A 26,364-nucleotide genomic window follows, 5' to 3' on the forward strand; every position below is an offset into this window, starting at 1 on the left:
AAAATGCTGAGGATGTTTTTATGCCAAGTGAAATTTTCTTAACGATAGAAACAGAAGACGGGGAGTCTCTCTCCGAGGGCGCTTCAACCGAAGACAGTATTGGCGCTTTTGCCAAGACCGAACATGAAGACGAGATTTTCGTTTTTGGCTTTGATCATAAGGCAATTATTCCCACAGACCGTTTGAGCGGTCAGGTAATGGGTAATCGTAAGCACGAATACTTGGAAATTCGTAAGCTGATTGATAAAAGTTCGCCTTTGTTGTTTCAGTGTATTGCAGAGCCTAAAGCCCTTACCTGCACGCTTGAGTTTTTCAGACCTGCGGATACTGGCAGCGATGGGCAGCCTGTTCATTATTACACTATTGAGCTGGAAGGGGCTAAGGTTGTATCTATTCGCACTTGCTCACCAAATATGCTTGATCCTGCAAATGACGGATTTCCGGCATTTGAAGAGGTCCGCTTCACCTACAATAGCATTACTTGGAGCCATGAAATCGCTTCCAGTACTGCTATTGATAATTGGGCCGGCGCAGAGTAGTTATTGTGAGTAGCGTTGTAAAAAAACAAACCTCAATGCCAATGGCGAAGGACTCGCTGCTAATTGCGGTGGGTCCTTCTGGCCTCTCAGCTTGGGGTTCAAAAGCAGCAAAATGGCTTATGCCGTTTTGTCTGCTTTTTTTGTCTGCTTGTACAGTTTGTCCGCCCTCCAAAGACAGCTGGGGTGGCGGTATTCCCGCGAAGCCTGAAAAGCAAAAAATTGAGGCTGATGCCTCTGAAGCTAATAGCAAGGCGGGTTTATGGATATGGCAGGACGGCGCTGACCAGTGGAAATACAGTGCCCGAGAGAAGCCCCTTGCTCCTGGTAATCAGTGGGTTTATGAGCCTCGTTCGATTCTTTTAAGAGTAAAAGCGACTGACCGGCTTAATCTCTATATGGGGCAACCTCATACATTAAGTTTAAAAGTTATTCAGTTAACTAATCCTGCGATTGTCTCTGAATTACGTGAAAGCCCTTTTGGCTTGTCTGATCTGATGGCAGCGAAAGGCAAAGAGTTATCCGCCAGTATCGTGCGGGAAGACACCTTGGCAATTGATCCGGGAAGTAATAAGACTTTGGTTTTGGCGCGTGAGCAAGGTGTTCGCTACCTTGCCCTAGTTGCGGGTTATTTTGAAATGGAAGGCAAGAAGAGTGTTCGGATTGTTCCTATTCCTTCTGTTCAGGCCCGAATACTTCCCTGTTATGACACAACCCCTTGGCCTTTTGGCGACCCACCGCCACCAGCGCCGGATGATGTTCCTGCGCGTCTGAAACTTTGGTTGGGTATGGATCCGACTGAAATAAAAAACCTTCAGGTGCAGGCGTATTAGCGGTTTTTGGCGTGTTTAGCCTGAACCATTGAACAAAGAATGCAATGCTGTAAATGATTCGGCAACCCGCTGATCGTTTCGCCGGATGTTCCGTCATTCCGGATGGCAGCCAAGACGGATATGAAAGGATATAGGCAGGATTCACTTTGAATACGAATAAACCACTGTTCTGGCATCAGGGCCTGTTTCTGCAGCCAAACCATTTCCAGTATCAGGATGCATATAACGAGTTTATCCAGTCGGTTATCCGTCGCACCGTTGCGCCTTTGGCCTGGGGGGTTGCCAGCTCTAGATTGGATACCTCGAATCTTGATGCTGGCATGGTAGGGTTTAGTCAACTCCGAGTTTTGTTTCAGGATGGTACTCTGTTTTCATTTCCTGAGAATGCTCGCCTTAGCGGGCGAATCTTTGAAGGGCCAGTCTGGGGGGATCGTAATAAGCCGTTGCGGATCTATCTGGGTATCAAGAAGCGTAATGAAGAGCCCTTGGTTCAGCGCGAGCTTCCCGGGGGAGATGATAGTACGCTGAACAGTCGCTATGTGGTTGATGTTCAGAATGCGACATTGACAAACCGTTATGAACAAGCCGAGAGAGTCGATGCACAGGTCTTATCACTTGAAGGTAAGTTGTGGTTTGAGTCAGAGCTGGATCATGCTTCCGGTTATGATCTGATCCCTGTTGCTCAGCTGATCCGTACTGGTGATCAGATCAAACAGGATGAAAGCTTTATTGCCCCTTGCATCACAATGCGTGGTGATCAGAATCTGGTTGAGTTATTAAGGGGAATTCGCGAAGAAGTTCTGTCGCGTACCCGTCAGCTGGAAGAGTATAAACAACCCGCGACCAGTTACACTGTTTCGGAATTTAACCCCCGTCAAATGCGCTACCGTCTGGCACTGCAGGTGATGGCGCGGTATGTGCAGTCTCTGACGCACCTGCTTGAGATACCTGACCTGACTCCTGAGCGAGCTTATGGATGTTTGCGGGAGTTGATTGCGGAGCTTTCTGTTTTTACACCGCTTTCCAGCTCTACCTGCGAAATTGCTCCGGAAAACATTGTTCTTCCGGCCTATAACCATCTGAATCTTGGTGGCTGCTTTGCAGTTGCTCACACACTGATTCATCGGTTGTTGAATGAGATCACCGTTTCCTCGGAAGCAATGGTTAGTTTTGAGCGCTTGGATGCTTCGAGCTTCCGGGGGGCGTTAGGTAGTGACATGTTGGAGCGCAAAGGTACTTACTTCCTGATTCTGCGCACCGAACAATCACAGGATGCCTGGTTAGAAGATTTTCGCCGTTACTCTAAATTGGGAGCGGAAAGTCAGGTGGCTCTTTATCAGGCCCGTGCACTGCCGGGTATTGGTAAGCGGTTGCTGAACAGTCGTCCTGAAGGTCTGCCAAGTCGTCCCAATTCCCATTACTTCAGTTTGGATGTTGCATCCGGTCTATGGCAAAGCGTGGAAAGTGATGCTTGTCTGAGTCTGATCTGGCCTGGTGCCCCTGACGATCTGAAAGTCGAACTGGTTTCACTCAGAGGTTAACCATGCACCTGATCGATAGTTTTGTAGATGTGCTGGTTTTTGTCCAGCAGCAGAAAAAGCTGATTAATGATGGGCAGCAGCCTTCATTTGAGGAAGTCCGGCTGAATGTGGAGCGTCTTTTAACGGAAAAATCCACGCTGCATCTGGAAGGAGGTTATCAGTCAGAGCACTATGACGAGGCTCGTTTTGCCGTTGTTGCTTTTATTGATGAAGCCTTGTTGGACAATGCCTGGAACGACTCTGGTCGGTGGGCTGCAGATCTTCTGCAGCGCAACTATTACCACACGGCGTCAGCGGGCATTGAGTTTTTTGATCGTCTGGCCGGGCTTAACATGATTGACCCGGCACACAGGGATATCCGGGAAGTATATTACTACTGCTTAGCTCTTGGTTTCAGTGGGCGTTACTTTGATCGCTCGGAACGCGCCAGTCTTGAGCGCATTCGTCTGGACACTTTTCAGCTGCTGATGGCTGGCCAGAATGCGCGCCTGAAAGATGACGGAGAGCTACTCTCCCCGGAAGCTTACCCTTCAAATGGTGAGCAAAAAACAGAAGTTAAATCCGGTCGCTGGACCCCCTTTATTTTTGGAGTTCCGGTTCTGGTTCTGGTGGTTACCTATGTCGCTATGAAACTTGATGTCGTAGGTATGGCCAATCAACTGGTTTCCCTGATCTGATCAGGGTTGTTGCGGACTTAGAATAAGAAGACGGATCGTGAAAACATTTCTTCGAGTGCTTTTTTATCTGCTTATCTGGCTGGTGATCTTCGCGGTTACCATCGGACTAGCACTGTTTCTTGGCTTCACGCCTCAGCAAGGTGTTGTCGCTGCAATTGGTATCTTTCTGCTATGGCTGACCTACAGGCTGATTAAGCGCCTGCTGATTCGTCTGCATGCGAAAGGACGTATCAAACAGCTGATTCGCTTAGGGCGCAAAGATGAAGCTGAGGAGCAGCTCAAGGCTGATACTTCAGGTTTGGAGCGACGCTTTACCTATGCGATGCGTTTTCTAAAGCGTAGCCCTAACACCCACGCTTCTGACCCTGTTTATCAGTTGCCTTGGTCTGTGATGCTACCAGCGAAGCGCGATGATGCTGAACGTATGGTGTCCGCTGGTCAGTTGGTACTTCCCTCGGGTCATAAAGATATTTTTACGGGTGATGATTGCCAGACTGAATGGTGGCTACACAACGAAGGCGTTGTATTGCAGACCCCATCGGGCATCTGTGCCAGTGGTGGAGCACTAAATCCTGAATGGGGGCGTTTGCTGGAGCTGCTGGCGTCCCGTCGACCGGCTGAACCGATCAGCCATGTTCTGCTGACTGTCTCTTTGGCTGATATTCAGTCTAAAAATGATGATGAGCTTTACCAGCAGGGGATGATTCTTCGCGAACGTCTTGATCAGATGATTCAGACATTGAAGGTGAATGCCCCCGTCTACCTTGTCTTTAATGATCTGGAGTTTTTTGACGGTGGACGTTCTCTGCTCAACTATCTGCCAGAGCAGATGCGGGACCAGGCCTTGGGGCGTCACTTCCCTCAGGATGGTGATCAGCTGGAAACGGAAACCCGTGTTAACAGTGCATTGGACAGCCTTGCAGAACAGTTAAAGCAGCTGAATCTTGAGCTGATGGGAAGAGGTGTTGTTGATGACGCCATTATGATGCTGCCCTCAGAGCTTGAGCAGCTTAGATCCGGTATTCGGGCCTTCACCAAAGGTGTCTTTCAGAACAGCGTTTTTCAGGCTTCGCCGCATCTTCGTGGTGTCTATTGGATGGGCGCGGAGGGCAGTTCTTCCGACAGTGAATCTAAAGTTGGCTCAGGATTGTTCGTAAAAGAGTTTTTCACAGAAGTTTTGCCGAGAGACCGGGGGCTGGTGAATAAAATTCCTGCCGCTGTTCGTGCTGAACGCTGGATTCGCAATCTTTGGTTTACCGGCTTTGCTTCTATCATGGCGGTGCTTTGGGTCGCTCTTATTTATACCTATATCAGCGATAAGGGTTTTATCGAATCGTTAGAACAGCAGTTTGCCGGGCAGATTGTTCAGCGCAGCGATCTGGTCGGAAATATAAGAAATGGTGAACAGTTTGTTGAGTTGATCCAGTCTTTGGAACAGCACAGCTTTTTCCCTTGGATTGATGACGCAACATCCGAACCTGTCTTTGTTGGTAAGTTGAAGGCTATTTATGTCGACCGGGTTTGGAACGATCTGGTGATGCCTGTGGATCGTCGTATTGAGCGTTCTCTCAATAAGGCGCTTTTCGATAATAAATTACCGCCAGAGGAGGCTGCTCAGGAGATCGCACGATACGTCGGTATTCTGGTGCGTGAGATTAATATCCTTCAGGACTTTCTGGCAGGTAAAGATTTTGAGACCTTGTCTGCTTTGCCACCTCTTTATCAGGCGGAAGATGAGCTTCTGCATGAAGAATTAGCTGAGTCTGAGTTTGACAGTCTTAACAGCCTCTATCTGAAGATGCTGTACTGGTCCTCATCGACCGATAGCTATGAAGCAACCTTGCAACGCAAGCAGCGCTTACTAAAACGTATTCTAGCAGATCACCCAGACAACCTGAACTGGTTGGTAAATTGGGGGAACACTGCGGGAAAGTCCAATGAGGTCAGGCTAGCAGACTTTTGGCAAGGAAGTGTGCCCCTGGACCGTTCTATTCAGGTTGCGCCTGCATTTACATTGGCAGGTAAGGCGATGATTGACGATTTTATTTCGCAGATTCTGGCGACAGATCAGGCTGCTGAGAAGATCAATGCACTGATACCGGGTTTTCAGGAAAGTTACCGTAAGCGCTATCTGGATGCCTGGAGTCGGTTTGCACTTAATTTCTACCAGGGAACAGAGGGGTTATCCGGTCCTTTGGATTGGCAGAGTGCGGTTGATACTCAGGCCACGGGACGGAATCCTTTCTTTAATCTGTTGGATCGAATGGCAGAGGAGCTCAAGCCTTATGAAAAGATGGAAGAAAAGCCTGATTGGTTGTTCCTGATTTTCTACTACAAACAGATGGCAGCTTATGCCCCAGCAGATAAAACCGATGCCGGAGGAAATGGCGCACTGGCTAAGCTCGCTCTAAAGGTTGTTGGTAAAGCCGGGGCTGCTGGTAAAGCGGTAGCTAAAGCGGGCAAGTCAGCCATGAAAACGCAAAAGAAGCTTAATAAAGGAAAGAAAGGAGGGAGTGGCGCCCCTTCTGATGAAGAGCGTTTAGCGGTGCTTGAGCAGGCCGGTACGCTGTTTGGTGAGTATAAGCAGCTGATTGAATCTATAGTGTTTAACTCAGGAATACGTTCTACATCTTTTACCTCTGTGTCCGGTTTGTATTCGAATCCTGATAACCCTGCGGCTGGTGAGACGGCTTTGGCTCAAAGCTATGCCCGAATGCAAACTCTGCAAGGAATGCTGGGTAAGCGCAGCCGTCAGAACGAAGCTTTTTGGGCGGTATTCTCTGGCCCGGTACGTTTGTTTCGTGACTATATGACTCAGGAGGCTGCTTGCGAGTTGCAGGAGCGTTGGGAAAATAACTTTCTTGCGGGTATGCAAGGTGTTCCGGCCTACAAGCGCACTGGTTTTCTCTACGGTGAGGGTGGACACCTGTGGAGTTTTAAGGATGCCCAGTTAGACCCGTATGTAAAACCTAAATTTGGTGCAGGGTTTGTACCGGTTAAAGCATCCGGAAAGGCTTTTCCACTTGAGACAGATCTGCTTGAATATTTGGCCCGTGGCGATGATTTTCGTAAACAGCAGCAAAGTCGTTATACCGTGATTGTGAAATCCCGGCCAACCTCAGCGAATCCGGAAGCCAAGTACCTGCCAAGACGAACACTTCTTGAGATGCAATGTGAGCTTGGACCAACTCAGCTTGAGAACCTGAACTTTGCTCAGGACCGGGCTTTTGTCTGGGATCAGACCTGTGCAGACACAACGCTTCTGATCAACATCGGCCGCTATACACTGGAAAAACGCTATCCGGGGCCCCAGGGGTTTGCTCGGTTCCTCAAGGACTTCCAGAGTGGGCAGCGCCGTTTTGTTCCGGATGATTTTCCGATTATGCGTGATCGACTGATCGACTATAAGATCTCTTATATTGATGTTCGCTATGAGTTCAGGGGGCACAAACCTGTCATTAAGACTTTGGTGGCATCTGATCTGGAACCCCCACGCCATATCGCTTCCTGCTGGAGTTCATAAATGGATTCCCGTAATAATCTGGTTGCATCACTGATGATTAAGCCTCAGGAGCAGGAGGCGCAACTACCTGGTCGTGTTTTGTTGGTCGGTCCGTATAGCGGCAATCATGCTCTGGGTGACGATACCCTTTTTAAGCAGATTATCCTGAATAGTGATCTCCCTGAGCAGGCAATGGATGAACTCGCCTGCGCGGTCGATTTCTCTCAGCTAATGCCTGAATGGAAGGACGAATATTCGGTGAAGTCATTAGATGATTTTCACCCCAGTGTTTTAATTCGTCGTTCACCGGTTCTGAGTCGGGGAGTGCAGCTGCGTGATCGCTTGCTTGCCGATTCAGACCCCTCCCCGACATTATTGGAAGAGGCGAGGGATTTTCTGGATTCCTATTCCGAGCTGGATCGCGATCAGCTGGCGGATGATTTTCTCTATGCGGACCTTGAGGTTTGCCTTGGCGAATTACTCAGTCAGGTTTTGCACTATCCGGCGTTTACTGAACTGGAGTCCCTGTGGCGTCAGATATTCGCTCTTTGCGCCTCTGTCCGCTATCACAAGGCCAGTGAAATCGTTCTGCTAAATGCCTGTAAGGATGCACTGACGGAGGACCTGTCAGGTGAGATGATCCGTAGTGAGCTGTATGAGCGGGTATACAGTCATGAGTTTGGTCAGTTTGGTGGACAACCGTTTAATCTGACGGTTGTGGATTTTGATATTGCAAATACCGAACAAGATCTTGCTTTGCTTGAGAGATTATCCGACATCGGCAGAAGTGCTCATATGCCCGTTATTTTACCGGCATCCCCGCGCTTTATTGGTTTTAGTGGTTACGATCAGCTGCTTGGCCAATCGCTGAATGAGTGGTTCGAGAATCCTCGTTTCCAGCCTCTGCATCGCCTGGCCGCCAGGCCACAAAGTCGTTACTTGTTTCTGGTTATGCCGGAGCAGGTCGTGCGGGCGCCTTATCAGGGTGACTTTTCCGGTCTGTTTTTTCAGGAACAACTGGATGCGGAAGGCTTGTCTTTGCTGTGGGGAAGCAGTTGTTATTCTCTGGCTGCAACGGTTCTGAACACTTTTGATCAGCAATCTTCGTTCAGTCAGATGACCGGTAGTGATTTTGGTCGCGAGTTGCTGCATAAGCCCTGGCAGGACCCCCTGGCCGATCTGAAGCTTTCGCCTCTGGAAGTTGAGCTTCCAACGTCTATGATTACGGATCTGTCTCGCCACGGTTTTTGTGTTCTCTCAGCGTTACCGGAAGAGCGTTCGTCTTATTTTGCTCAGTTAAACAGTTTTCACCAGCTGGCTCTGGATGATGGTCAGCTTGTGCCGGATGCTCAGATGCCTTTCCTGCTGACTGTCTGTCGTATTGCGCACATGATGAAGCGGGTCTTTCGTGAACAGATTGGCTCTGTTGATGAACCTGAGCAGTTGCGACAGAAGCTGGAGCAGTGGCTGAAGAATTTTGTGGTCGACCTAGAAGCGCCTGCTTTGGATGTGATGATGAAAAAACCATTCCGTCAGGCAGACGTAGTGTTACGGCAGTCTGAAGGTTGCTTTATGGAAGTTCGCTTGCAGCCGCATCTGCGTTTTATGGATGAGCGTTTTCAGCTCTCTCTTGATCTGATTCTGCAGGAGGCGGTCTGATGGCTCGTCCAGGATTTATCAGTTTTACAAGTTCTGCGCAAGGGACCCTTGCCGGACCAGAGAAACAGCTGGCTCGCGATGGTTTAAGCCATGTTTTGTGTTTCAGCCATGGCGTTGAGTTGCCCAGTGCTGACGACAGTCGTGTTTTGGGCGGGCAGCCAATGCATCGTCCCGTTGAGGTTGTTAAACCTTTGGATCGTGTGTCGCCTCAGTTGTATCAGGCGCTATGTGATCGGGAGGTGCTCACCACGGTGATCATTTTCTGGTCCCAATACAACAGTGCCGGAACTCTGGAGTTGGTGTACGAAATTGAATTAAAAAATGCGCGGGTCGTTTCTTTGCGGCCCGTGATGCCTGATCTTTTAGAGAAGGGACAGGAAGATCACCCTTACTGCGAGAGGGTCAGCCTGCTCTATGAGTCGATTAACTGGCGATACGGACCGTCCGCTGAGGTTGAGTTCGAAGCACGAAATGAAGCAGGTAAAGCCTGATGCGTGCGGGGTTACTGAAACGTCTTAATGGCGAAGATGCGCTGCAGGGAGATGTTCAGTCTCTGGCAGCTTTTATCGCCCTGCATATTCGGGATCTGTTGAATGTTCGTGCGGGATCCTGTCCTTCGAGAGGCGATCTCGGTTTGCCCGCGATCTCACCCGTGCAGTTGCAGGGTGATGCTGTTCAGAGTCTTCGGTTGGCTCAGGTGATACAGTTGCAGGTTGTTCGCTTTGAACCTCGTTTACTGGATCCGAGGGTGACACCGGAAAGCGAGTCTTCGGGAGTACTTTTATTTACTTTGGAGGCTGCTTTTGAGCAGGGCTATGACCGCTGGCAGGCTGTTTACGAAATTCGTATCGATAGCGACAGTCGGGCGAGTGTTCTGTGTCGAGGTTTGCAGCCTGATGGTGCGGCTCGTCGAGCACTTAAATAAAGTGTCTATGAGGCGGCTCGCAACAACACGTTTCAAGTTTAAAGAACCGGTATCCGGCAATATAGCCATGTTCGCTGGTCTGAAAAAGAAGAGTACTTATGGCAAAAATTGATCGCCATTATCAGGATGAATTGAACCGTCTGCATGAGATGGCTGCTGAATATTCAGCACTGAATCCGTCTCAGGCGGGTTATCTGGCGGGTACCAGTACGGATCCCGATGCTGAACGTATTCTGGAAGGTGTTGCTTTCCTGACTGCAGGGCTTAGGGCTGAGCTGGAAAAAGATCAGACACAACTGCTGCAGAATGTACTTCAGGTTGCATCTCCGGATCTGTTACGGCCGTTGCCTTCGGTAACCCTGATGCAGTTTAAAGGTCGTCCTGCTTTGAAAGAACAACTCTTTCTCGATGCCGGAACACCGGTTGCTGGAACCGCGCCTCTCAGCGATAAGCGTTGTGAGTTTCGTACCCTGACACCAGCAAGTGTGTTACCGGTCGAGATCAAAGAGGCTGTTTATCGCAAAAGTAACGAACAGGAATCGGGTGCCCACTGTCTGAGCATTCGTTTTAGCTGTGTTTTCGGTGATAGTTCTGACCTTGCCGGGCGCGCTGTTCCCCTTTATTTGAATGTAACTCAGGCCTTTGCTGCTCGAATGCTGGACGCCATGTTGGACCACTGCGAGGGCGCAGAAGTTATTTGGCCGGATCAGCAAAGAGACAAGCTAGAGCTGCCGCAGTGGAATACTGAACTTATGCAGTGGACTTTCCTGCATGACGAACAGCCTGAGCTTCCGGCGCAACGATTAGCCCGCCGCTTTTTTACTGCTCCGGAGCTGGCTCAGGGGGTTTCTTTCACGCTACCACAGTCTGCAGAGAGCAAATCTTCGTCTGAATTTACCGTACAGTTTTATTTCAACCGGTTGGCTGATTGGCCCAAAGCGGATCTGAATAAAGTGTTGCGCCTGAATGTTGTCCCGGCAGCGAACCTCTTCACCCGTGATGCGCCTCCCAGGGTCCGTGATATGCGTCAGACCTATATGCCGTTATCGCCTCGTCAGCGCGATGATGAGCAGCTGAGCGTTTATGGTATCCAGCAGGTAAGCGGACAATATCGTAGCATGAGCGAAAGTCATCAGTACCTGCCTTTTTGGCAGCAGGCGGTATCCGATACTTATCGGTATCAGGAACAGCTTACTGCACACCCGGTTACTGATGAGCTTGAACTATCAGTCGCTCTTGGGGGGGATGCGCGGGACGAGCAGGAAGTGATCAAGGCGCGTCTTTATTGTACCAACGGGGTGGATGCCTCCAGCATTCCTCCCGGTGGCATAAACACTTATATCTCAGGTTCTCCGGAGTTGGTTCAGTTTGAAAATCTGACCTCACCAACGCCATATCGGAAGGCATTATCCTCTGAGCAGCAGTATTGGCAGGCAGTGCGTCAGCTGAGTGGCAATCTGATGGGGCATTTGACCACAGAGCGCCTGCAGGCCGCACTCAAAGAACTGGTTTTGCAGGCGAGCCCGGATCGAGCCCGGCAGCAGATCAATATGAAGAAAGTGGATGCTATCCGGACTGTAAATCTGGTCATGGGTGATCGTTTGGTTTCTGCAATGTCCGTCAGGGGTTACGAAGTAGATCTGTTATTGGCGGGTGATCACTTTCCAACTAAAGCAGAGATGCACCTTTTTGCCCGTTTGCTGCAACAGTTTTTCATCAGCATGGTGCCGGTGAACTATTTTTGCCTGCTTAAAGTAACGGATCAGCAGACCGGCGAACTGATTGAATGGCCCGCTATGCTTGGCAGGAAGCCGCTGCTGTGATTCTTGATGATCTTTTAAACCATGGCCACAGATACAGCCTATTACAGGCTTATCGCCTGCTCTTACAGGTTGGTGGCACTGAAACCCGAATTGAGCTTGAGCCTGCTTTGGGTCTGGACAGCGCCCGCAGTGTTATTGAGCGCATAGAGCAGCTTGATGAGTGCTATTTTCGCATTGAGCTGAATATCTTCAATCTTTACGGCCGTAATGGGGTGTTGCCTGCATATATGACTGACTATCTATTGGAGTCAGAACAGCAGGAGAAGGGACAGGCGAGGGCTTTTTTGAACCTTCTGAACCAGCGGATTTATCAGATGTTGATTCAGGCCCACGAGCGTTCCATGCAGGTCTTTCGAAGTGGTGAAGCCCTTAATAACGGATTTTATGATCGGTTAAGGGCTCTGGCGGGGTTATCTGATGCGGATCAGGAGCCTGAAGGAGGTTTACTGCGCTATTTCCGACTTCTTTCGTCGCCTTACCGTTCTGCAGCAGGTTTAGAAGCGTTAATTCAGAGCTTCCTTGACGGAGTGTCGGTTGAAGCGATCCAGTGCGAGTTACGCCAGGTGTCGTTGCCGCGTTCAACGCATCTTAAGCTGGGACAGCAGTCTGCAGGCTTGGGGGAAGGTTCTCTGTTGGGTAGCCGTTTACCAGAGGCGACCGGTAGTTTTGTACTGCGCATCGGACCTCTGGCCTATAACCGTTTTGATCGGTTGCTGAGTGATCCTCAGCAGTGGCAGCAACTCAGGGGTCTGATTCGGCTCTATCTGCGTCAGCCTCTGCGTTGTGAACTTGAATTTTTATTGGATTGTACCGGCCTAGAGCAGGACAGTTCAGGCGCTTCCTTTAGTAGTCGTTTGGAGGGGCCTGATACGGCTCTTAATACGAGTACTGGCCTGAATGGTTGGGGACGCTTGGGCAAGAATGCCTGGTTACTGAGACCTGATTTTACCACTGTTGATGGTTCGTCTTATCAGTTACAAGCCCGAATAGCGCTGGATTAATTTGGAGCATCCTATGTTGAGCTATCGTATGAAAAATATGATCAGTTGGTTTCTTCTGGCGATTGCCGGGATACTGATCCTGTATTGGGGCTATCAAAAGAGCCACGAATCGAAATTGATCCGTATCGCAACGGCATCGAAGGGTGGTTATTACTATCAGTATGGCACGCTTTTAAAGCGCCATATTGAGCAGAAAACCGGATATCAGGTTCAGCTACTGGTAACCCGGGGCTCAGTTGATAACCGAGGTAAGTTACTCAGTGGTGAGGCTGATTTCGCCATTGTGGGGACTAACTCCGTATCCTTGCAAAATCTTTATATGATCGCTCCTCTCTGGCGTGACTATATGCACCTTGTGGTCCGTAAAGACAGTAAAATTAACTCCCTTTCCGATATGGCTGGCAAGAGCATTGCCCTGGGTAAACCGGGTTCCGGCTACCGGGCTCAGTCGATGAAGGTTCTGGAGCATTTTGCACTTGAAGCTGATCAGTTCCGAAGCAATGATGTGTACTTCACACAGCTACTTAGTGATAGCTCTCTTGAAGGGGCTATCGTGACAACAGGACTGCTGAACCCGGATCTGCGTCAGGTTATGTCCAGTGGTTTGTTCAAACTGGTGACCCTTGAAGGTGCAGAAGGCTATGCTCTGAATCATTCCCAGTTAACTACAGCGAAGATCCCGGCTGGGGTTTACAGTACTGTTGCGGGCCCTGCACCGTCCGAGTCTGTTGAAACGATCGTTACTTATGCGGTGATGGCGGCGCGCCCAGGTTTGCCGGAAAAAATGGTTCAGGCCGTTATGGGACAGCTGAATAGCGATCAGATCCGGGCAGAAGCCCCTGTTATGCTGGATATTAATCCAATCGATGATCCGGTACTGCGCTATCTGCCTTTGCACTCCTTGAGTAACCGTTACTACAACCCGTTTGTCGGCCTGGATAACTTCTCTCGCTTCCTGGGGCAGGTTGCTGAGCACAAAGTGCTGATTATTGAAGCACTGATTATTCTGATTGTTGTGATTGTGCAGCTTAGTCAGCTTCGTCGCCGTCGGATTGAACAGGTTCGGGTGAATCTTGCGGCAGAGCTTGAGTCGGTTTTCCGACAGACCGTTGAGATTGAACGTAATCAGAAGGATGCCCGTGATTGGCGTTTGCTGAAACAGTATCTGATCGAAGTGATGCGCCTGAAGCAGCAGGCGGTTAATCTGGTACAGGGATCGGAACTGGCTGAGTCGATGTTGTTCCTGAGTACCATTCAACAATGTGCGGATGTGATGCGTCAGCTGGAATGGCGTTTGTCGGCTATGCAGTTGAGTGAAGCGGCGCGTCAGGAAGTAGATGCTGCCCGTACTCTGGCAACAGAATAATTGAGGGTTTGTGATGGCCTCAGTGATATCTCAGTCTGATCAGAATAAAAATAGCAGTAAAGCCAGCTCTCTGATGGGGCGTCTGGGTCTTACTCTGGTCTTTGTGCTTGTTTTTAGTGTCAGTCTCAGTGCGTTACTGGCGTATTTTAACTTTGAGAAGCGCCATCGGGAGCTGATCAGTTCCCGTTTACAGGTGATGCTGGACGAAGTCCGGTTAGGCATCGATTACGGGACTGGTCTTGGTCTTCCACTGAGCAGTTTGTCTGAAACCGGAGAACAGCTTAGGACTCTTGTCGCTGCCGATGAGGCTATTGATAAAGCGGTTGTGTATTCTGACCAGAAGCAGGCTGTATTTCAGGCGGGTGCGGGTGATATTCAAACGCAGGTTCCGGAGGTCTGGTTCGAACAGAAAGCTGTTGAGGACAGTGGCGATAAAAGCCAATTGCTGATTCAGGAGACGGATAATTACTTACTGGTAGCAGAGCCTCTTTTTAATACCTTCGATGTCCAGTCCGGTATTGTCGTTTTGGCTTATAACCGTGGTGTTTATCAGGCCGAGAATGCACAGTTGCTCAAACAGCAGGCCTTGCGTTCCAGTCTCGGTGTTTTTGTGAGTGCTCTGGTTGGATTATTGTTTCTGTGGATGATGATGCGCCGTTTGCGTAAACAGATCCTCCGTCTTGGTGGAAATCTGGATCGGCAGCTACAGGGTGAGGTTTCGCCAGATTATTCTGATGATCTTTCTCAACAACCGGATGAATTGGAAGCCCGGTTTCAGTTATTAAATGACCGAGTGCAGGAGGCACGGAAAGCGTCATCAAACTCAGATTCGGCTCAGCAATAAGAAGTTGTTGCAGGGCTTGACACTGATAAGGTTCTCTCGGGCTGAAGTATGAAGCGTATCTCTTTATCCGGTAGTGTTGTATTTATAGCGGTTCTGGTGATTGTCCTCGGAACTGCTGCCAGTGCCTGGATCTCTCTGGGACTGATTAAAGATTCTCTTCAACCAGCGCAACAGGAGAAAGCGGCCATTGTTGCGCAGTCGACTGATCGTCTGGTTCTGCATCTACTGGATCAGGGGGTTCCTTTGGAGCGCTTTGGCCGTATGGAAGACGTGTTGTCCAGTCGGCTTCAGGGACATGCAGATCTGGAGTTTCTGGCGATCTATGAGCCGAAATCTGACACCTTGCTGTATCAGGCCCAAGCGGGAGGTCATGAACGGATCGTCAGTCAGGCGTGGGCTGAAAAGCAGTTTGCACTCTATCGCTATCCTCTGATGCAAAATGGCCAGACCCTTGCAGAGGTATGGGTTGGATTTGATCCGGGTTTTATGGCACAGGTTTTTGAAGAGATTGGTTATGACATCGCAACGATTCTGGTCGTTACTCTTTTGCTGGCGATGGAGTTGCTGATGTTTATTACCACTTACCATATTAAAACTCCGATGGCGGGTATTCATGCCATGTTGGATAGGGTGGCGGAAAAAGACCTGCGTGAAGTGGTGTATTTTCCAGGTAAAGACGAACTGTCTCATCTGGGGAATCGAGTGGCGGCTGCGATTGGCAGTATGACCGAGGGACTTAAAAACGTAGCCACAGGCCGTCGTGCGGATCTTGGTTATCAGTTGCCTGATGGCAGCCCAAAACAGGTGGGACTGGCACGACTTTCATTTGTTCGTCCGCCTCTGTTTCTGGTGATCTTTTCTGAGTCGATGTCACTTTCGTTCTTTCCTGCTTATGTTAATGCCCTTTATGAGCCTATCCCTGGTTTATCTCCGAGCTTGGTAATTGGTTTGCCAATCTCGGTATTTATGTTGGTCTGGGCGCTTTCTCTTCCAGTAGCGGGGCAGTGGTCCGACAGCGTTGGCCGAAAGAAGGCCTTTATGGTAGGGGCTGGTTTGACAGCAATGGGGCTCTTTCTGACGGCCTGGTGTGACAACCTATGGCAGCTGTTGATTGTTCGTTCTATCACTGCCGTGGGATATGGCGTTGTGTTTATTACTGCTCAGGGTTATGTGACGGATAATACGACAGTTGAGAACAGAACCCGGGGTATGGCGATGTTTTTGTCGGGTTTTTTCTCGGGCTCTCTTTGTGGTGCAGCGATTGGCGGTATTCTTTCTGATCGTATCGGTTTCGAAGCCACTTTTATCTTGTCGGCAACTCTGTCTCTGGCTTCTGCAGTTTTTGTTATGCAGTTCTTTGAAGCCAAGGTGGTGGATCCTAACGCACCACCCCCCGCGGTGCTTTCGTTCAAAGATTTCACCACTCTGCTGACGGATAAGTATTTCCTGTTGATCACCTTCCTATCAGCAATTCCGGCAAAACTCTTACTGACAGGCTTCCTCTATTACACTGGGCCGGTTTATCTGAATCAGCTCGGTGCCAATCAGTCTTCCGTTGGTCGTATTCTGATGGCTTATGGTCTGGCTATTGTGCTGATCTCGCCATTAAGCGCTTGGTTGGGAGATCGCCTGAAAAATAAGACCGCCTTTATTATTTTTGGCGGTGGCTTATCAGCACTAGCTTTGTTTGCGGTTTACCTGATACCAGGGGTTTATGGCATGTTTACCGGTGTACTACTTCTGGGTGTCGCCCATGCGGTGGGCGTTTCGCCTCAGCTATCGTTGCTGACGGAAAAGGTGAAGCTCAAGAATGGTCTGACACTGGGTAAAACCATCGGTATTTTTCGACTTACTGAGCGTATCGGTAACATCGCCGGCCCCCTTGTGGCTGCGACGCTGATCAGTTTGTTAGGTTTTCAGTCCTCATTTCTTTGGTTATCAACCGGAGTTGCGACCAGTCTGATACTTCTTGTTGTCCTTTATCTCATGTTCCGCACCATGGATCAGCGCCAGTTACAGGAGGCATAAGCGGTGACAAAATTCGGTTCTTCTCTTCGTGTGATGATAGGTTATCTGCTGACGATGTTGGTTATGGTCACTTTTGGGATCTCAACATCGAGTGCTGACGAAACTAAGGCCAAGCCAGTTAAACAGGTGTATATGGTACTGTGGCGTGGTGTAACGGAAGCAGAGCGGGGGTTTATGGATTCTATGATGAACCAGCCCGATCCTGTGGAGTTCGTGATTCGAAATGCGGGCAAGAGCCGTCAGCAGGTGGCTGTAATTCGTGATGATATTATTAAGCGCAAGCCGGATCTGGTGTATAGCTTTGGCACAACGGTGACATCAACCCTGGTGGGCACGGAAGCTGATAGCCATTCGGGCGAGTATATTCGTTCTATTCCACTGGTTTTTAATATTGTGGCTGATCCGAAAGGTGCAGGCATAGTCTCTGATTATCAGATGCCGGGCCGTAACGTAACGGGGACGTCTCATCTGGTGCCGGTTGCTACTCAGGTGGCCGCAATGCAGGAGTTAGGTGGCATTAAACGGGTTGCGGTTATCTTCAACCCTAAAGAAAAGAACTCTACGCTTCAGGTTCAGGGCCTGCAAAAAGCCTGTGAAGAGGCTGGGCTTGATCTGGTTCGCTTTCCATTACCGGATGCCGACGAAATTAACGTGAGTAATCACTTCGCAGCGTTCGCCCGTTTTCTGACGGATAAGAAAGCGGACATCACCTATCTGCCTTCTGACTCTTTTCTGATCTCGAATGCAAAGTCTCTGGTCAGCGCCAGTCACGGGGTTGGTGTACCGGTATTTTCTGCGACCGAGGGACCGATTCGTAAAGCGGGTGCTTACATGGGGTTGGTCAGCCGATACTATAATGTGGGTCAGTTTGCGGCCTACAAAGCGCAGCAGATTTTGTTTGCAGGTAAAGCGGTCTCTGAGGTGCCAGTTGAAACTCTCAAGCGCTTTAGTTTTATCGTCAATATGAACTCTGCCAAGTTGTTAGATCGATACCCTCCGGTTACGATTATGCAAACTGCTGAAGTGGTTAAGGATTAGAGCGCCGTCTAAGAGTTAAAGTTTTAGGTCCACGACGGAGAAATCTAAGCCGGATTGTCGATATGAGTTCTGCTACAATGGCCCGTTTGCGCGGGCCTTTTTTATTTCCGTCGTTTTCTGTTTCGGATGAGCCCTTACTTGACCGTGTCTCTCTTTATGGTTCGCAAAGCATAGCCCGTTAAGTTGCTTCTTAATTCGTTGGAGTAAAATTTTGACTCAGTTCCGTCCATGTATCGATCTGCATCAGGGGCAGGTTAAACAGATTGTTGGTGGCAGCCTGAATGATAAAGGTGCAGACACTAATTTTGTTAGTGAATACAGCAGCCGTTATTACGCTGAACTTTATCGTAAACATCAGCTGACCGGTGGTCATGTGATCGCATTAGGACCCGGTAATCAGGAGGCGGCGCTTGCAGCGCTTGCAGCGTGGCCTGATGGATTGCAGTTTGGTGGCGGAGTGAACGCTGACAATGCCGCCTCTTACCTGGATGCCGGAGCCTCTCATGTCATTGTGACCTCTTATCTTTTTGAGGGTGGCGAGTTCAGTTGGGAGCGTCTGGAAGCCGTTAAAGCAGTGACCGGCAAAGAGCGTCTGATTCTGGATCTGAGCTGTCGTCGCACTGAGTCGGGCTGGAATATCGCCACAGATCGTTGGCAAACGGTGACAGAGCTGGCGGTAAATGAGCAAACACTTCAGGAATTAAGCAGTCACTGCGCCGAGTTTCTGATTCACGCAGCCGATGTGGAAGGTTTGCAGGCAGGCATTGATGAAGATCTGGTGCGTTTACTGGGAGAAGCCTGTCCGATTCCGGTGACCTACGCCGGTGGGGCGCGCTCGCTGGAGGATCTGAAGCGTGTTGATGAGCTTTCAGGCGGTAAGGTGGATCTGACGATCGGTAGTGCACTGGATATCTTCGGTGGCAGCGGTGTCACGCTGAAAGAGTGCATTGAGTGGAATAATCAGCAGAACTGATTTCTCTGGCTCTGAGCATTAAAAAAAGGCCCTGACAGCGATTCTGTCAGGGCCTTTGTTTTTTCTGTCGTCCGGTGTCGGGCGATTAACGACGCTCAGGCAGTACCGGGCGCAGTTTCTCTGCCATTTTCAGCAGTGTTTCTTCTGTGGTATCCCAGTCGATACAGGCATCGGTAATGGATACACCGTATTGCATCTCGTCACGATTTGCAGAGATTTTCTGGTTACCCCAGCCGATGTTGCTCTCAATCATCAGGCCAACGATGGACTTGTTACCTTCCAGAATCTGGTTGGTTACATTTTCCATCACCAGAGGCTGCAGGCCCGGATCTTTATTGGAGTTGGCATGGCTGCAGTCGATCATGATGTTCTTAGGCAGCTTGGCTTTATCCAGATCTTTTTCACACAGAGCAACACTTACGGAATCATAGTTAGGCTTGCCGTTACCGCCACGCAGAACAACGTGACCATACTGGTTGCCTTTGGTGCGGATAACCGCAACCTGCCCCGCCTGATTAATACCCAGGAAGCTGTGTGGGTGGGAGGCCGATTGCAGGGCGTTAGTGGCCACTTCCAGGCCGCCATCGGTACCGTTTTTGAAGCCGATCGGCATAGACAGACCACTGGTCATTTCGCGGTGGGTCTGAGATTCCGTAGTACGGGCACCAATCGCAGACCATGCGATCGCATCCTGCAGATACTGAGGTGAGATAGGGTCCAGTGCTTCTGTCGCCAGGGGCAGTCCCATCTCAGCCAGATCTACCAGCAGCTGACGGCCGATGTGCAGGCCTTCTTCCAGCTCGAACGTGTCATCCAGGTGCGGATCATTAATCAGACCTTTCCAGCCTACCGTGGTACGTGGCTTTTCAAAATACACACGCATTACGATATACAGGGTGTCGCTGACCTTGTCAGAAAGTGCTTTCAGACGTTTGGCATAGTCTTTAGCGGCTTCTACATCGTGGATGGAGCAAGGGCCAACGACCACAAAAAGGCGCTGATCTTTACCATCCAGAATGTTTTGAATAGTTTCTCGACCCTCAACCACTGATGCGCGGGCAGGATCTGTTAACGGAATCTTTTTCTTGAGTTCTTCCGGGGTGATCAGGATATCCTGAGACACCACATTGACATTGGTCAGACGAGTTTTAGGCATCTGAAATCGTATCCTATGTTAGCTGTATGAATCGTTTAGGGTTTTGTTCTTAAGTTATTGTTCTTAGTAGAATATTGTTTTTATCGGCCAAGTGATAGAGGCTAACTCTATACTTTGGCAGATAAATTCAATATCCGGGACGGTGTGTCGGCGCAAAATCGTCTTTTCCGCTGGCACAGCCAATCCGATTTCAAAGACAGTTGGTCGGTTTTGGAAGCCCAGCCAGCTTACTGGCTGTTTTTGCCGGACTTTCACCAAACAACTGCATCAGGTAAATACTTTTCGCTTTGTCTTTATCGAGATGTATCCCAATATATTTTACCAGCGGACGCATCGCAGGTGAGAGCTCAAACTCCTGATAAAACTGACGTAACAGGTTGAGAATCTCCCAATGGGATTCTGTTAACGTCAGCCCTTCTGTCTGGGCAAGCAGCTCGACCACATCTGGTCGCCAGTCGGAGAGGTTCTCCAGATAACCTTCTTCATCAGTCGGAATCTGCTTGTCTGCAAGGTTCAGCATCTTAAAACCAGCTGCAGACGGTGTCTGCTTTCTCAGTAAGTTCAACAAAGCCTTCGTAATCAACAGGCTGCCATTGTTTGGAGATAAGGCTGTTATTAAGGCCTCGGGCGGCCATATCGTTTAACAGCACAAAATAGCTCAGATCGTCTCTTAACAATTCAGAGAAAGCCTGAGTGGCGGCATAAACGCCATCCTCAATCAACAGAATCTGATCGCCGCTACTGGCGCTGAACAGGCATTCCTTCAGAGTAGAGGTGGTCGCGGGCGACTTGTTTACAGTATGTAGAATCATATTTCTGTTCGCTCTGCTGTGAGCATCTAAAAGTTAAAAACCTGTTTGTGGGTTTTGAGCAGTGCCTGCAGCTCTGTTTGGCCAATCAGCTCACAATCAAACCCAAGCTGTTTTTTGCTCAGGCCGCGCTCATTAAGGCTTTCTTCAGAGACAAAGACCTGGTCGATGTCATACATCGGCAGCGCCTTCATCATCGCCTGCGTACCCTTTTGCTCAACCTGATCCGGCTGCTGGTTGCCTAACAGCTGATAAATACCGTCTCCCATAAAGACCAGAGAGGCTTGCTGACCAAAAGCTGCGCCGACCAAGGCCAGATCCAGAGCTTCTCTTGCCCAGGATGTGCCGACTGGCGGTTTGCGGAAAATAATTAGCACGTCAGACATGATCAGGCTCCAAAGGTGATGAGTCGGTCGCAGGTCATGCCAGCGTCGATCAGCTGACCAAGGCCGGACAGAGTAAAGCCATCGGCCAGATTGTGAGTACTTTTGCCGTAGCGTTTGGCTTCTTTTTCATCCATAAGGCCTCGGCGAACGGCGGCTGCGATACAGACCACTAACTCGATATTGTGGTCTTTCGCCAGATCCTGCCATTGTGTCGATACATTGGTCTCATCCTGAGGCGGGCTGACGAGAACTGAGCTGTTGTACACGCCATCATGGTAGAAAAATACCCGTTGGATACTGTGATTACGCAGTAGCGCCGCTTTAGCAAAATGCAGTGCGCTATGAGCAGATTGGTCACTGTACGGACCGCCGTAGATGGCAATGCTGTAATTCATCTCTTTTGAACTCTTAGTTTGTCCGGACATATCAGGGAATAAAGCGTATCTGTGCACCCGATATTTTTTTAGGCAAAAATCAACGTTCAGAAACAAAAACGCCCTGCAGTGCAGGGCGCCTAGTATAGCTCAGAAAGCTTGTTCTAGTCGTCTCCACTCAGCGCGCCGATCAAGTGGAGCAGGCTCATAAAGAGGTTATAGATGGAAACATATAACCCGATTGTGGCCATGATATAGTTGCGTTCGCCACCGTTAACCAGCTGGCTGGTTTCAAACAGGATGGCGGCAGAGGCAAACAGTGCGAAACCTGCAGAGATTGCAAGGCTCAGGCCAGGGATCTCAAAGAAGATACCCACCAGCATTGCTCCGACCAGAATCAGAAAGCCCGCAAACAGGAAGCCACTCAGGAAGCTGAAATCCTTTTTGGATGTCAGAGCATAGCCTGACAACGCCAGGAAAATAACAGCCGTACTTGCCAGAGCCGTGGTAACCACTTGACCACCGTTAGGCAGTGAGAGGTACATGGAAACAACAGGGCCTATGGTAAAGCCCATAAAACCGGTGAAAGCAAAAGCGCTTACCAGCCCCCAAATGCTATTCTGAGTTTTGTGGGTCAGGAACATGAGACCGTAGGCTCCGATCAGGAACACGAAGATATTCATTCGCCCTAGGCCCATTGCAGCAGAGATAAATGCCGTCAGTGCACTAAATGCCAAGGTCATGCCCAACAGCATAAAAGTACTGCGAATTACTTTATTAACCGGCTCGGCAGAAGCCGAACTATAGGTTTTGTACTCTTCAATAGCCATTGAATAGCTCCTCTATTCTCTGTAATCCATAATTCTGACCTATTTTGTCTGTTTCCGTTCAAAAGTTAAAGCCCCGGATAATCTGATAAAAAACAAGAAATTACTGTTGACGAAAAAAAATATCTGCGTATCATACGCATCTGCTGGAGGGATGGCTGAGCGGCTGAAAGCACCGGTCTTGAAAACCGGCAAGGGTTAATAGCCCTTCCAGGGTTCAAATCCCTGTCCCTCCGCCATTATTTAAAAAGGCGCAACATTCAGGTGTTGCGCCTTTTTTCGTTTTAGTTTCGGTCTGTCGGTACGCCTTTAAACGGTCTCAAGTATTGGTTGTCGGTTAATCCTAAGCTACATATGAATCAGATGTTCAAAGTGGCAAGTACAATTTCCTGGATACAGTTTTGTTGCTCAATATGGTGGCATCCTATTGAATCTAAAGATTTTTTTCATGTTGGTGTTGACCTGTGAAAAACTATCCGTATAATGCCTTCTTGCTGGAGGGATGGCTGAGCGGCTGAAAGCACCGGTCTTGAAAACCGGCAAGGGTTAATAGCCCTTCCAGGGTTCAAATCCCTGTCCCTCCGCCATTTTTCAAAAAACCTGCTCTGTAGAGCAGGTTTTTTTTTGCCTCTGTATTCATTATTCGTTAAGTTATTTACACCTCAAATTGTTGGCCGTTAAGGACGAAATCGGCTGGCTTTTATAGTCAAAGGTTAGAGAGCTGGGGTTCATCCTAGTTATTTTTCCCGTCTGTATTGACTAAGATTCGCCTTTGACAAACGCATAGACAAAAGGAGTTGCTGTTATGCGCGATGATACTTCCCTACGTTTTCCCCTCTGGGTCAAACTGCTATGGGTGGCCACCAGCGCGGCGCTGGCCTATCGGTTGGGTGTTGCTGCTGGCTGGTTCTGATCCGAGATGTATTGAGGCTTATGGATCTGCTTTCTCTCTTTGCTATTTGGTCAGGTCAAGCTGAATCCAATCCAGCGGGACAAGTGCTATTAAATTGCTGTATAAATGAACAAGAGGCTTTCTTTTATCGTTTAAAGCAGCTAATTTATTCCTCATGATGGGTTTTTTAAGGTAAGTCATTGAAATATGGCTGAATTTCAAGCTTCGCAGCTATCGTTAAGCATTGGTCTGAGAGACGATGCGACCTTTGCCAATTTTTATCCGGGAGATAACGGTTATCTTCTGGATGCTCTGCGTACCCTTATCGGGGGGGCGGGAGAGGCATTTCAGTATGTCTACGGCCCGCATGATTCCGGCAAAAGTCACCTGCTTCAGGCGCTGTGCCATCAGGCTGATGCGGCAGGGCTGCGTTCTGTCTATCTGCCACTTGATGAACTCGCTCTTTTGTCTCCGGATCTTCTGGAAGGCCTTGAGGCGCTTGATCTTGTTTGTATTGATGATCTAAACCTTGTTGCGGGGCGTGCCAAGTGGGAAATCGCGCTGTTTCACTGTTTCAATCGATTGCGTGATGCCGGAAAGATTCTGGTAATCTCAGCGGATGCGCCACCGGCGAAGCTGGGTGTTAAGCTGCCTGACTTGTCATCGCGTTTGGCATGGGGGGTAACGTCAGCCTTGCATAAGCTTGATGATGAGCAAAAAACTGCAGCTTTTAAACTAAGAGCACGTGAGCGTGGGCTGGAATTAACGGATGAGGTGGCTCGCTATATCTTGCATCGAAGCCCGCGAACCCTTCGTGAATTGTTTGATATGTTGTCAGTATTGGATCATGCGTCTTTGATGGCTCAGAGAAAACTAACCATTCCATTTGTTAAAGAAACACTTCGTTGGTAGTACAAAGAAAATTTTCTGATTTTTTCGAAAATTGATACACTGGCCTACGTGATTCATGGACAGATAAAGACAAAACGTTACCTTTTGATGCTTTTATTGGGATAGGGATACAGGTATTTTTATTAACTTCCTGATAAGAACAAAAGGCGTAAGGAGAGTTCTATGATGGCTGTTTCAGATCAACTTATCGGGGCTGCAATTGCTCAGTCCCGGGAGTTGTTGCTACTTCTTGATCCTAAAAGCCTCAGCTTTGTTTACAGTAACTCTGCTGCGGAAACTTCCCTTGGTTATGCCAATGGTGAGATCTGCAACCTCTCTCCGCATCACCTTTTTCCGGAGTTCTCTGCGCCTGAACTGACAGCCATTCTGGATAATTTGTCGTCTTCAGCCGATAAATCCATGACGATGAATACGGTTCTGGTCTCAAAATTGATTGGCATGCGTGATTATTATCTTCAGTTACAACGTGTTGATATTGATCATAATGATATGATTCTTATCTCTGGTCATGATGTGACTGAGCGTATGGCTGAAACAGATCAGATGCATGAGATGTTGGCTGAGGCTCAAATGGACTCGATGTTGGATCCCGCAACAGGTCTTATGCAGCGGGTATACTTCCTGCCTTATATGCATGGTGTTATGTCTAAGGCGATGGAAACAAAAAAACCTTTTGGGCTAATGTTGCTTGACATGGAAAACATGCCGGAAATAAATGAGCAATACGGTCAGCCAGCTGGAGAAAGAGTTCTGCTGCATACTGGACAAATTGTTAGACGGGTTGTTGAAATGCCTGAATATGCCGCCCGTTTTTCCGGTAAAAAATTGTGCTTGTTGCTGCCTCTGGCAACTAAGAGTTCAGTACAGGAGCTGGTTTCTCATTTGATGCGTGCTATTGCCCGCCTTTCTTATCCTGAGTGGCCTGAGTTGAAAGTAAAAGCCCGTATGGGGATTTATTTTGGTAACCCCGAAGTTGACCCTGAAGTGCTTCTTGAGCGTGTCGGTACTGATTACCGTGATCGTCGTCTACAGGGGGATGAGCTGTTGACTTTACTCAATCCTAAGCTGGATGCTTAGCTGCCAATTCAGTATAAATAGCTTGATAACTAGGCAGATCTCAAAGAGTTTTGCCTTTTTTATTCCTTGTTGTCTCTCTATTTTTATCTTTCTGTACTGTTTGTATCGGCGAAGCTAGGCTTTTACAAAATGTATGGCTCCCCTCGTTGTTGCAAGCACTTTACAACGACGAGGTGGTTTTGCGCTAATGTATTCGGAGTCTCTTTGGGCTTATCCTCCGCTCCTCGATGAGCATCCGCGCCAGATAGCCCTAAAAAGACCACAGTAATTTCTACTGTTTTTAGAGAACGGGATCCTATCCGGACGGTTCAACCGTTTTCATCATCACTAGTACCTGCAAACCCGGTGATCACTCAAGCCTTAAACGCGGTTTTACTGCTAAGCGCTGCCCATGCAATAGGCATCCGCTTATTGGCTAAAGCGACATAAGCCACGTTGTACGGCTTTGTTTCAAGCAACCTGTCCAACCATTGATTGAACAGGCCTGTTTCTTCTTTCCAGTGGGCTAGCGCAGTCTCTTTGCGCCATGACAAAGAGACTGCGTAATCGTTTATTGCCTCGCTTACTGATGCCTAGCAACGTATTACGTCCGCTGGTTGAGTACTGTCGAGGCACCAGCCCCATCCACGCAGCCATGTGCCGTCTGTTTTTAAACTGACGCCCATCGCCAACACTGGCGGCCAGTATGCTGGAGACCATATCGCCCCCTGTATCGTTTTCACCAGTTGGCAGAGTTCATCCTGCTCAACCCAGGCTTTGATTTTCTGATCCTGAACGGTAATACGTTGATTCAGGTAGCAATAATGGTCGTGTGCCTCCTGAAGCTCGATGAACAGAGCCTGAGGTAAAAGAAGGCCTCGTTGCTGCGCCAACCAGCAGAACAAGGTTTCAACGTGGCATGTCCTTTGGGCAAAGACACTTCGAACTCCAGCAAAATAGCACCAAGGCGAGACATCGTAGCCGTGAGCTCTTTGACATAGGCTTCTTCACGTATTGGAGTGGGATTAAACAAACCTGATGGTCGTGCTGCTGGCACTGGCGTGCCAGCCAATGAGCGCCCACAACAGGCTTCAAACGCGATATGACAACAAGGAAGTTGAGAGATCACTTCGACCAATAAGATGAAAACAAGACTTGCCTAAATCGATACCAAGTACTTTGATAGTAGACATGAGATGACCCTCT

General features: G+C 49.0%; 23 protein-coding genes, 2 tRNA genes and 1 pseudogene. 19 read left to right on the forward strand and 7 right to left on the reverse strand.

Going from position 1 to position 26,364, the window contains the following annotated elements; translation table 11 throughout:
- Positions 1–20: 20 nt before the first annotated feature.
- The 15 genes from tssD (AC4GL5_RS05045) to hisA all read left to right on the forward strand — a co-directional run bounded on the left by tssD (AC4GL5_RS05045) (position 21) and on the right by hisA (position 18,746).
- Entirely contained in the window at positions 21–539 is a 519-nt protein-coding gene (tssD, locus tag AC4GL5_RS05045; protein WP_490381702.1) for a type VI secretion system tube protein TssD, read from the forward strand.
- A 140-nt stretch (positions 540–679) separates the two neighbouring features.
- Positions 680–1,369: a type VI secretion lipoprotein TssJ gene (locus tag AC4GL5_RS05050; protein WP_490381703.1), complete on the forward strand. Its 690-nt coding sequence runs from the start codon at positions 680–682 to the stop codon at positions 1,367–1,369.
- A gap of 146 nt (positions 1,370–1,515) precedes the next feature.
- On the forward strand, positions 1,516–2,910 hold the full coding sequence (tssK, locus tag AC4GL5_RS05055) for a type VI secretion system baseplate subunit TssK (RefSeq protein WP_490381704.1): 1,395 nt from the start codon (positions 1,516–1,518) through the stop codon (positions 2,908–2,910).
- 2 nt (positions 2,911–2,912) lie between these two features.
- The gene (gene icmH / locus AC4GL5_RS05060; RefSeq protein WP_490381705.1) at positions 2,913–3,587 is read left to right on the forward strand and encodes a type IVB secretion system protein IcmH/DotU; all 675 of its coding nucleotides are present in this window, start codon (positions 2,913–2,915) and stop codon (positions 3,585–3,587) included.
- Positions 3,588–3,624: 37 nt separating this feature from the next.
- Entirely contained in the window at positions 3,625–7,110 is a 3,486-nt protein-coding gene (locus tag AC4GL5_RS05065) for a type VI secretion protein IcmF/TssM N-terminal domain-containing protein (RefSeq protein WP_490381706.1), read from the forward strand.
- The gene (locus AC4GL5_RS05070) at positions 7,111–8,748 is read left to right on the forward strand and encodes a type VI secretion system contractile sheath domain-containing protein (RefSeq protein WP_490381707.1); all 1,638 of its coding nucleotides are present in this window, start codon (positions 7,111–7,113) and stop codon (positions 8,746–8,748) included.
- On the forward strand, positions 8,748–9,239 hold the full coding sequence (tssD, locus tag AC4GL5_RS05075; protein ID WP_490381708.1) for a type VI secretion system tube protein TssD: 492 nt from the start codon (positions 8,748–8,750) through the stop codon (positions 9,237–9,239). The genes AC4GL5_RS05070 and tssD (AC4GL5_RS05075) overlap by 1 nt, the downstream gene beginning before the upstream one ends.
- The gene (gene tssE, locus AC4GL5_RS05080) at positions 9,239–9,673 is read left to right on the forward strand and encodes a type VI secretion system baseplate subunit TssE (protein ID WP_490381709.1); all 435 of its coding nucleotides are present in this window, start codon (positions 9,239–9,241) and stop codon (positions 9,671–9,673) included. Before tssD (AC4GL5_RS05075) ends, tssE begins: the two co-directional genes overlap by 1 nt.
- A 98-nt stretch (positions 9,674–9,771) precedes the next feature.
- Positions 9,772–11,496 (forward strand): type VI secretion system baseplate subunit TssF, encoded by a 1,725-nt coding sequence (gene tssF / locus AC4GL5_RS05085; protein WP_490381710.1) that lies wholly within the window; start codon positions 9,772–9,774, stop codon positions 11,494–11,496.
- On the forward strand, positions 11,460–12,497 hold the full coding sequence (gene tssG / locus AC4GL5_RS05090) for a type VI secretion system baseplate subunit TssG (protein WP_490381711.1): 1,038 nt from the start codon (positions 11,460–11,462) through the stop codon (positions 12,495–12,497). The genes tssF and tssG overlap by 37 nt, the downstream gene beginning before the upstream one ends.
- Before the next feature lie 13 nt (positions 12,498–12,510).
- Entirely contained in the window at positions 12,511–13,863 is a 1,353-nt protein-coding gene (locus AC4GL5_RS05095) for a TAXI family TRAP transporter solute-binding subunit (protein ID WP_490381712.1), read from the forward strand.
- Between the two features lie 13 nt (positions 13,864–13,876).
- Positions 13,877–14,707, forward strand: a complete 831-nt coding sequence (locus AC4GL5_RS05100) for a hypothetical protein (RefSeq protein WP_490381713.1) — start codon at positions 13,877–13,879, stop codon at positions 14,705–14,707.
- A 48-nt stretch (positions 14,708–14,755) separates the two neighbouring features.
- A complete protein-coding gene (locus AC4GL5_RS05105; RefSeq protein ID WP_490381714.1) occupies positions 14,756–16,735 on the forward strand; it encodes an MFS transporter in 1,980 nt (659 codons plus the stop codon).
- Between the two features lie 3 nt (positions 16,736–16,738).
- Positions 16,739–17,773, forward strand: a complete 1,035-nt coding sequence (locus AC4GL5_RS05110; RefSeq protein WP_490381715.1) for an ABC transporter substrate-binding protein — start codon at positions 16,739–16,741, stop codon at positions 17,771–17,773.
- Between the two features lie 211 nt (positions 17,774–17,984).
- On the forward strand, positions 17,985–18,746 hold the full coding sequence (hisA, locus tag AC4GL5_RS05115) for a phosphoribosylformimino-5-aminoimidazole carboxamide ribotide isomerase (RefSeq protein WP_490381716.1): 762 nt from the start codon (positions 17,985–17,987) through the stop codon (positions 18,744–18,746).
- A gap of 85 nt (positions 18,747–18,831) precedes the next feature.
- On the opposite strand, the gene AC4GL5_RS05120 is transcribed toward hisA, so the two are convergent.
- The 6 genes from AC4GL5_RS05120 to AC4GL5_RS05145 all read right to left on the reverse strand — a co-directional run bounded on the left by AC4GL5_RS05120 (position 18,832) and on the right by AC4GL5_RS05145 (position 22,301).
- Positions 18,832–19,902: a 3-deoxy-7-phosphoheptulonate synthase gene (locus AC4GL5_RS05120; protein ID WP_490381717.1), complete on the reverse strand. Its 1,071-nt coding sequence runs from the start codon at positions 19,900–19,902 to the stop codon at positions 18,832–18,834.
- A 190-nt stretch (positions 19,903–20,092) separates the two neighbouring features.
- Positions 20,093–20,422, reverse strand: a complete 330-nt coding sequence (locus AC4GL5_RS05125) for a TusE/DsrC/DsvC family sulfur relay protein (RefSeq protein ID WP_490381718.1) — start codon at positions 20,420–20,422, stop codon at positions 20,093–20,095.
- 1 nt (position 20,423) lies between these two features.
- Positions 20,424–20,714, reverse strand: coding sequence for a sulfurtransferase complex subunit TusB (gene tusB / locus AC4GL5_RS05130; protein ID WP_490381719.1), 291 nt, complete (start codon positions 20,712–20,714; stop codon positions 20,424–20,426).
- Positions 20,715–20,740: 26 nt separating this feature from the next.
- A complete protein-coding gene (tusC, locus tag AC4GL5_RS05135) occupies positions 20,741–21,097 on the reverse strand; it encodes a sulfurtransferase complex subunit TusC (RefSeq protein WP_490381720.1) in 357 nt (118 codons plus the stop codon).
- Between the two features lie 2 nt (positions 21,098–21,099).
- Positions 21,100–21,492 carry a sulfurtransferase complex subunit TusD gene (gene tusD, locus AC4GL5_RS05140; RefSeq protein ID WP_490381721.1) on the reverse strand — a complete coding sequence of 131 codons (393 nt, stop codon included), beginning with the start codon at positions 21,490–21,492 and terminating at the stop codon, positions 21,100–21,102.
- Between the two features lie 143 nt (positions 21,493–21,635).
- Positions 21,636–22,301: a Bax inhibitor-1/YccA family protein gene (locus AC4GL5_RS05145; protein ID WP_490381722.1), complete on the reverse strand. Its 666-nt coding sequence runs from the start codon at positions 22,299–22,301 to the stop codon at positions 21,636–21,638.
- A gap of 145 nt (positions 22,302–22,446) precedes the next feature.
- Between AC4GL5_RS05145 and AC4GL5_RS05150 the strand changes: the two genes are divergently transcribed.
- From AC4GL5_RS05150 to AC4GL5_RS05165, 4 genes are all read left to right on the forward strand, one after another.
- Positions 22,447–22,537: transfer RNA gene (locus AC4GL5_RS05150), tRNA-Ser, on the forward strand.
- Between the two features lie 257 nt (positions 22,538–22,794).
- Positions 22,795–22,885: transfer RNA gene (locus AC4GL5_RS05155), tRNA-Ser, on the forward strand.
- A gap of 512 nt (positions 22,886–23,397) precedes the next feature.
- Positions 23,398–24,102 (forward strand): DnaA regulatory inactivator Hda, encoded by a 705-nt coding sequence (gene hda, locus AC4GL5_RS05160; protein ID WP_490381723.1) that lies wholly within the window; start codon positions 23,398–23,400, stop codon positions 24,100–24,102.
- Between the two features lie 162 nt (positions 24,103–24,264).
- Complete coding sequence (locus AC4GL5_RS05165; RefSeq protein WP_490381724.1) at positions 24,265–25,179, forward strand: GGDEF domain-containing protein; 915 nt, start codon at positions 24,265–24,267, stop codon at positions 25,177–25,179.
- Positions 25,180–25,532: 353 nt separating this feature from the next.
- Here AC4GL5_RS05165 and AC4GL5_RS05170 read toward each other — a convergent pair.
- A pseudogene (locus tag AC4GL5_RS05170) lies at positions 25,533–26,351 on the reverse strand (IS110 family RNA-guided transposase).
- Positions 26,352–26,364: the final 13 nt, after the last annotated feature.

This window comes from Oceanospirillum sp., from assembly GCF_982874595.1.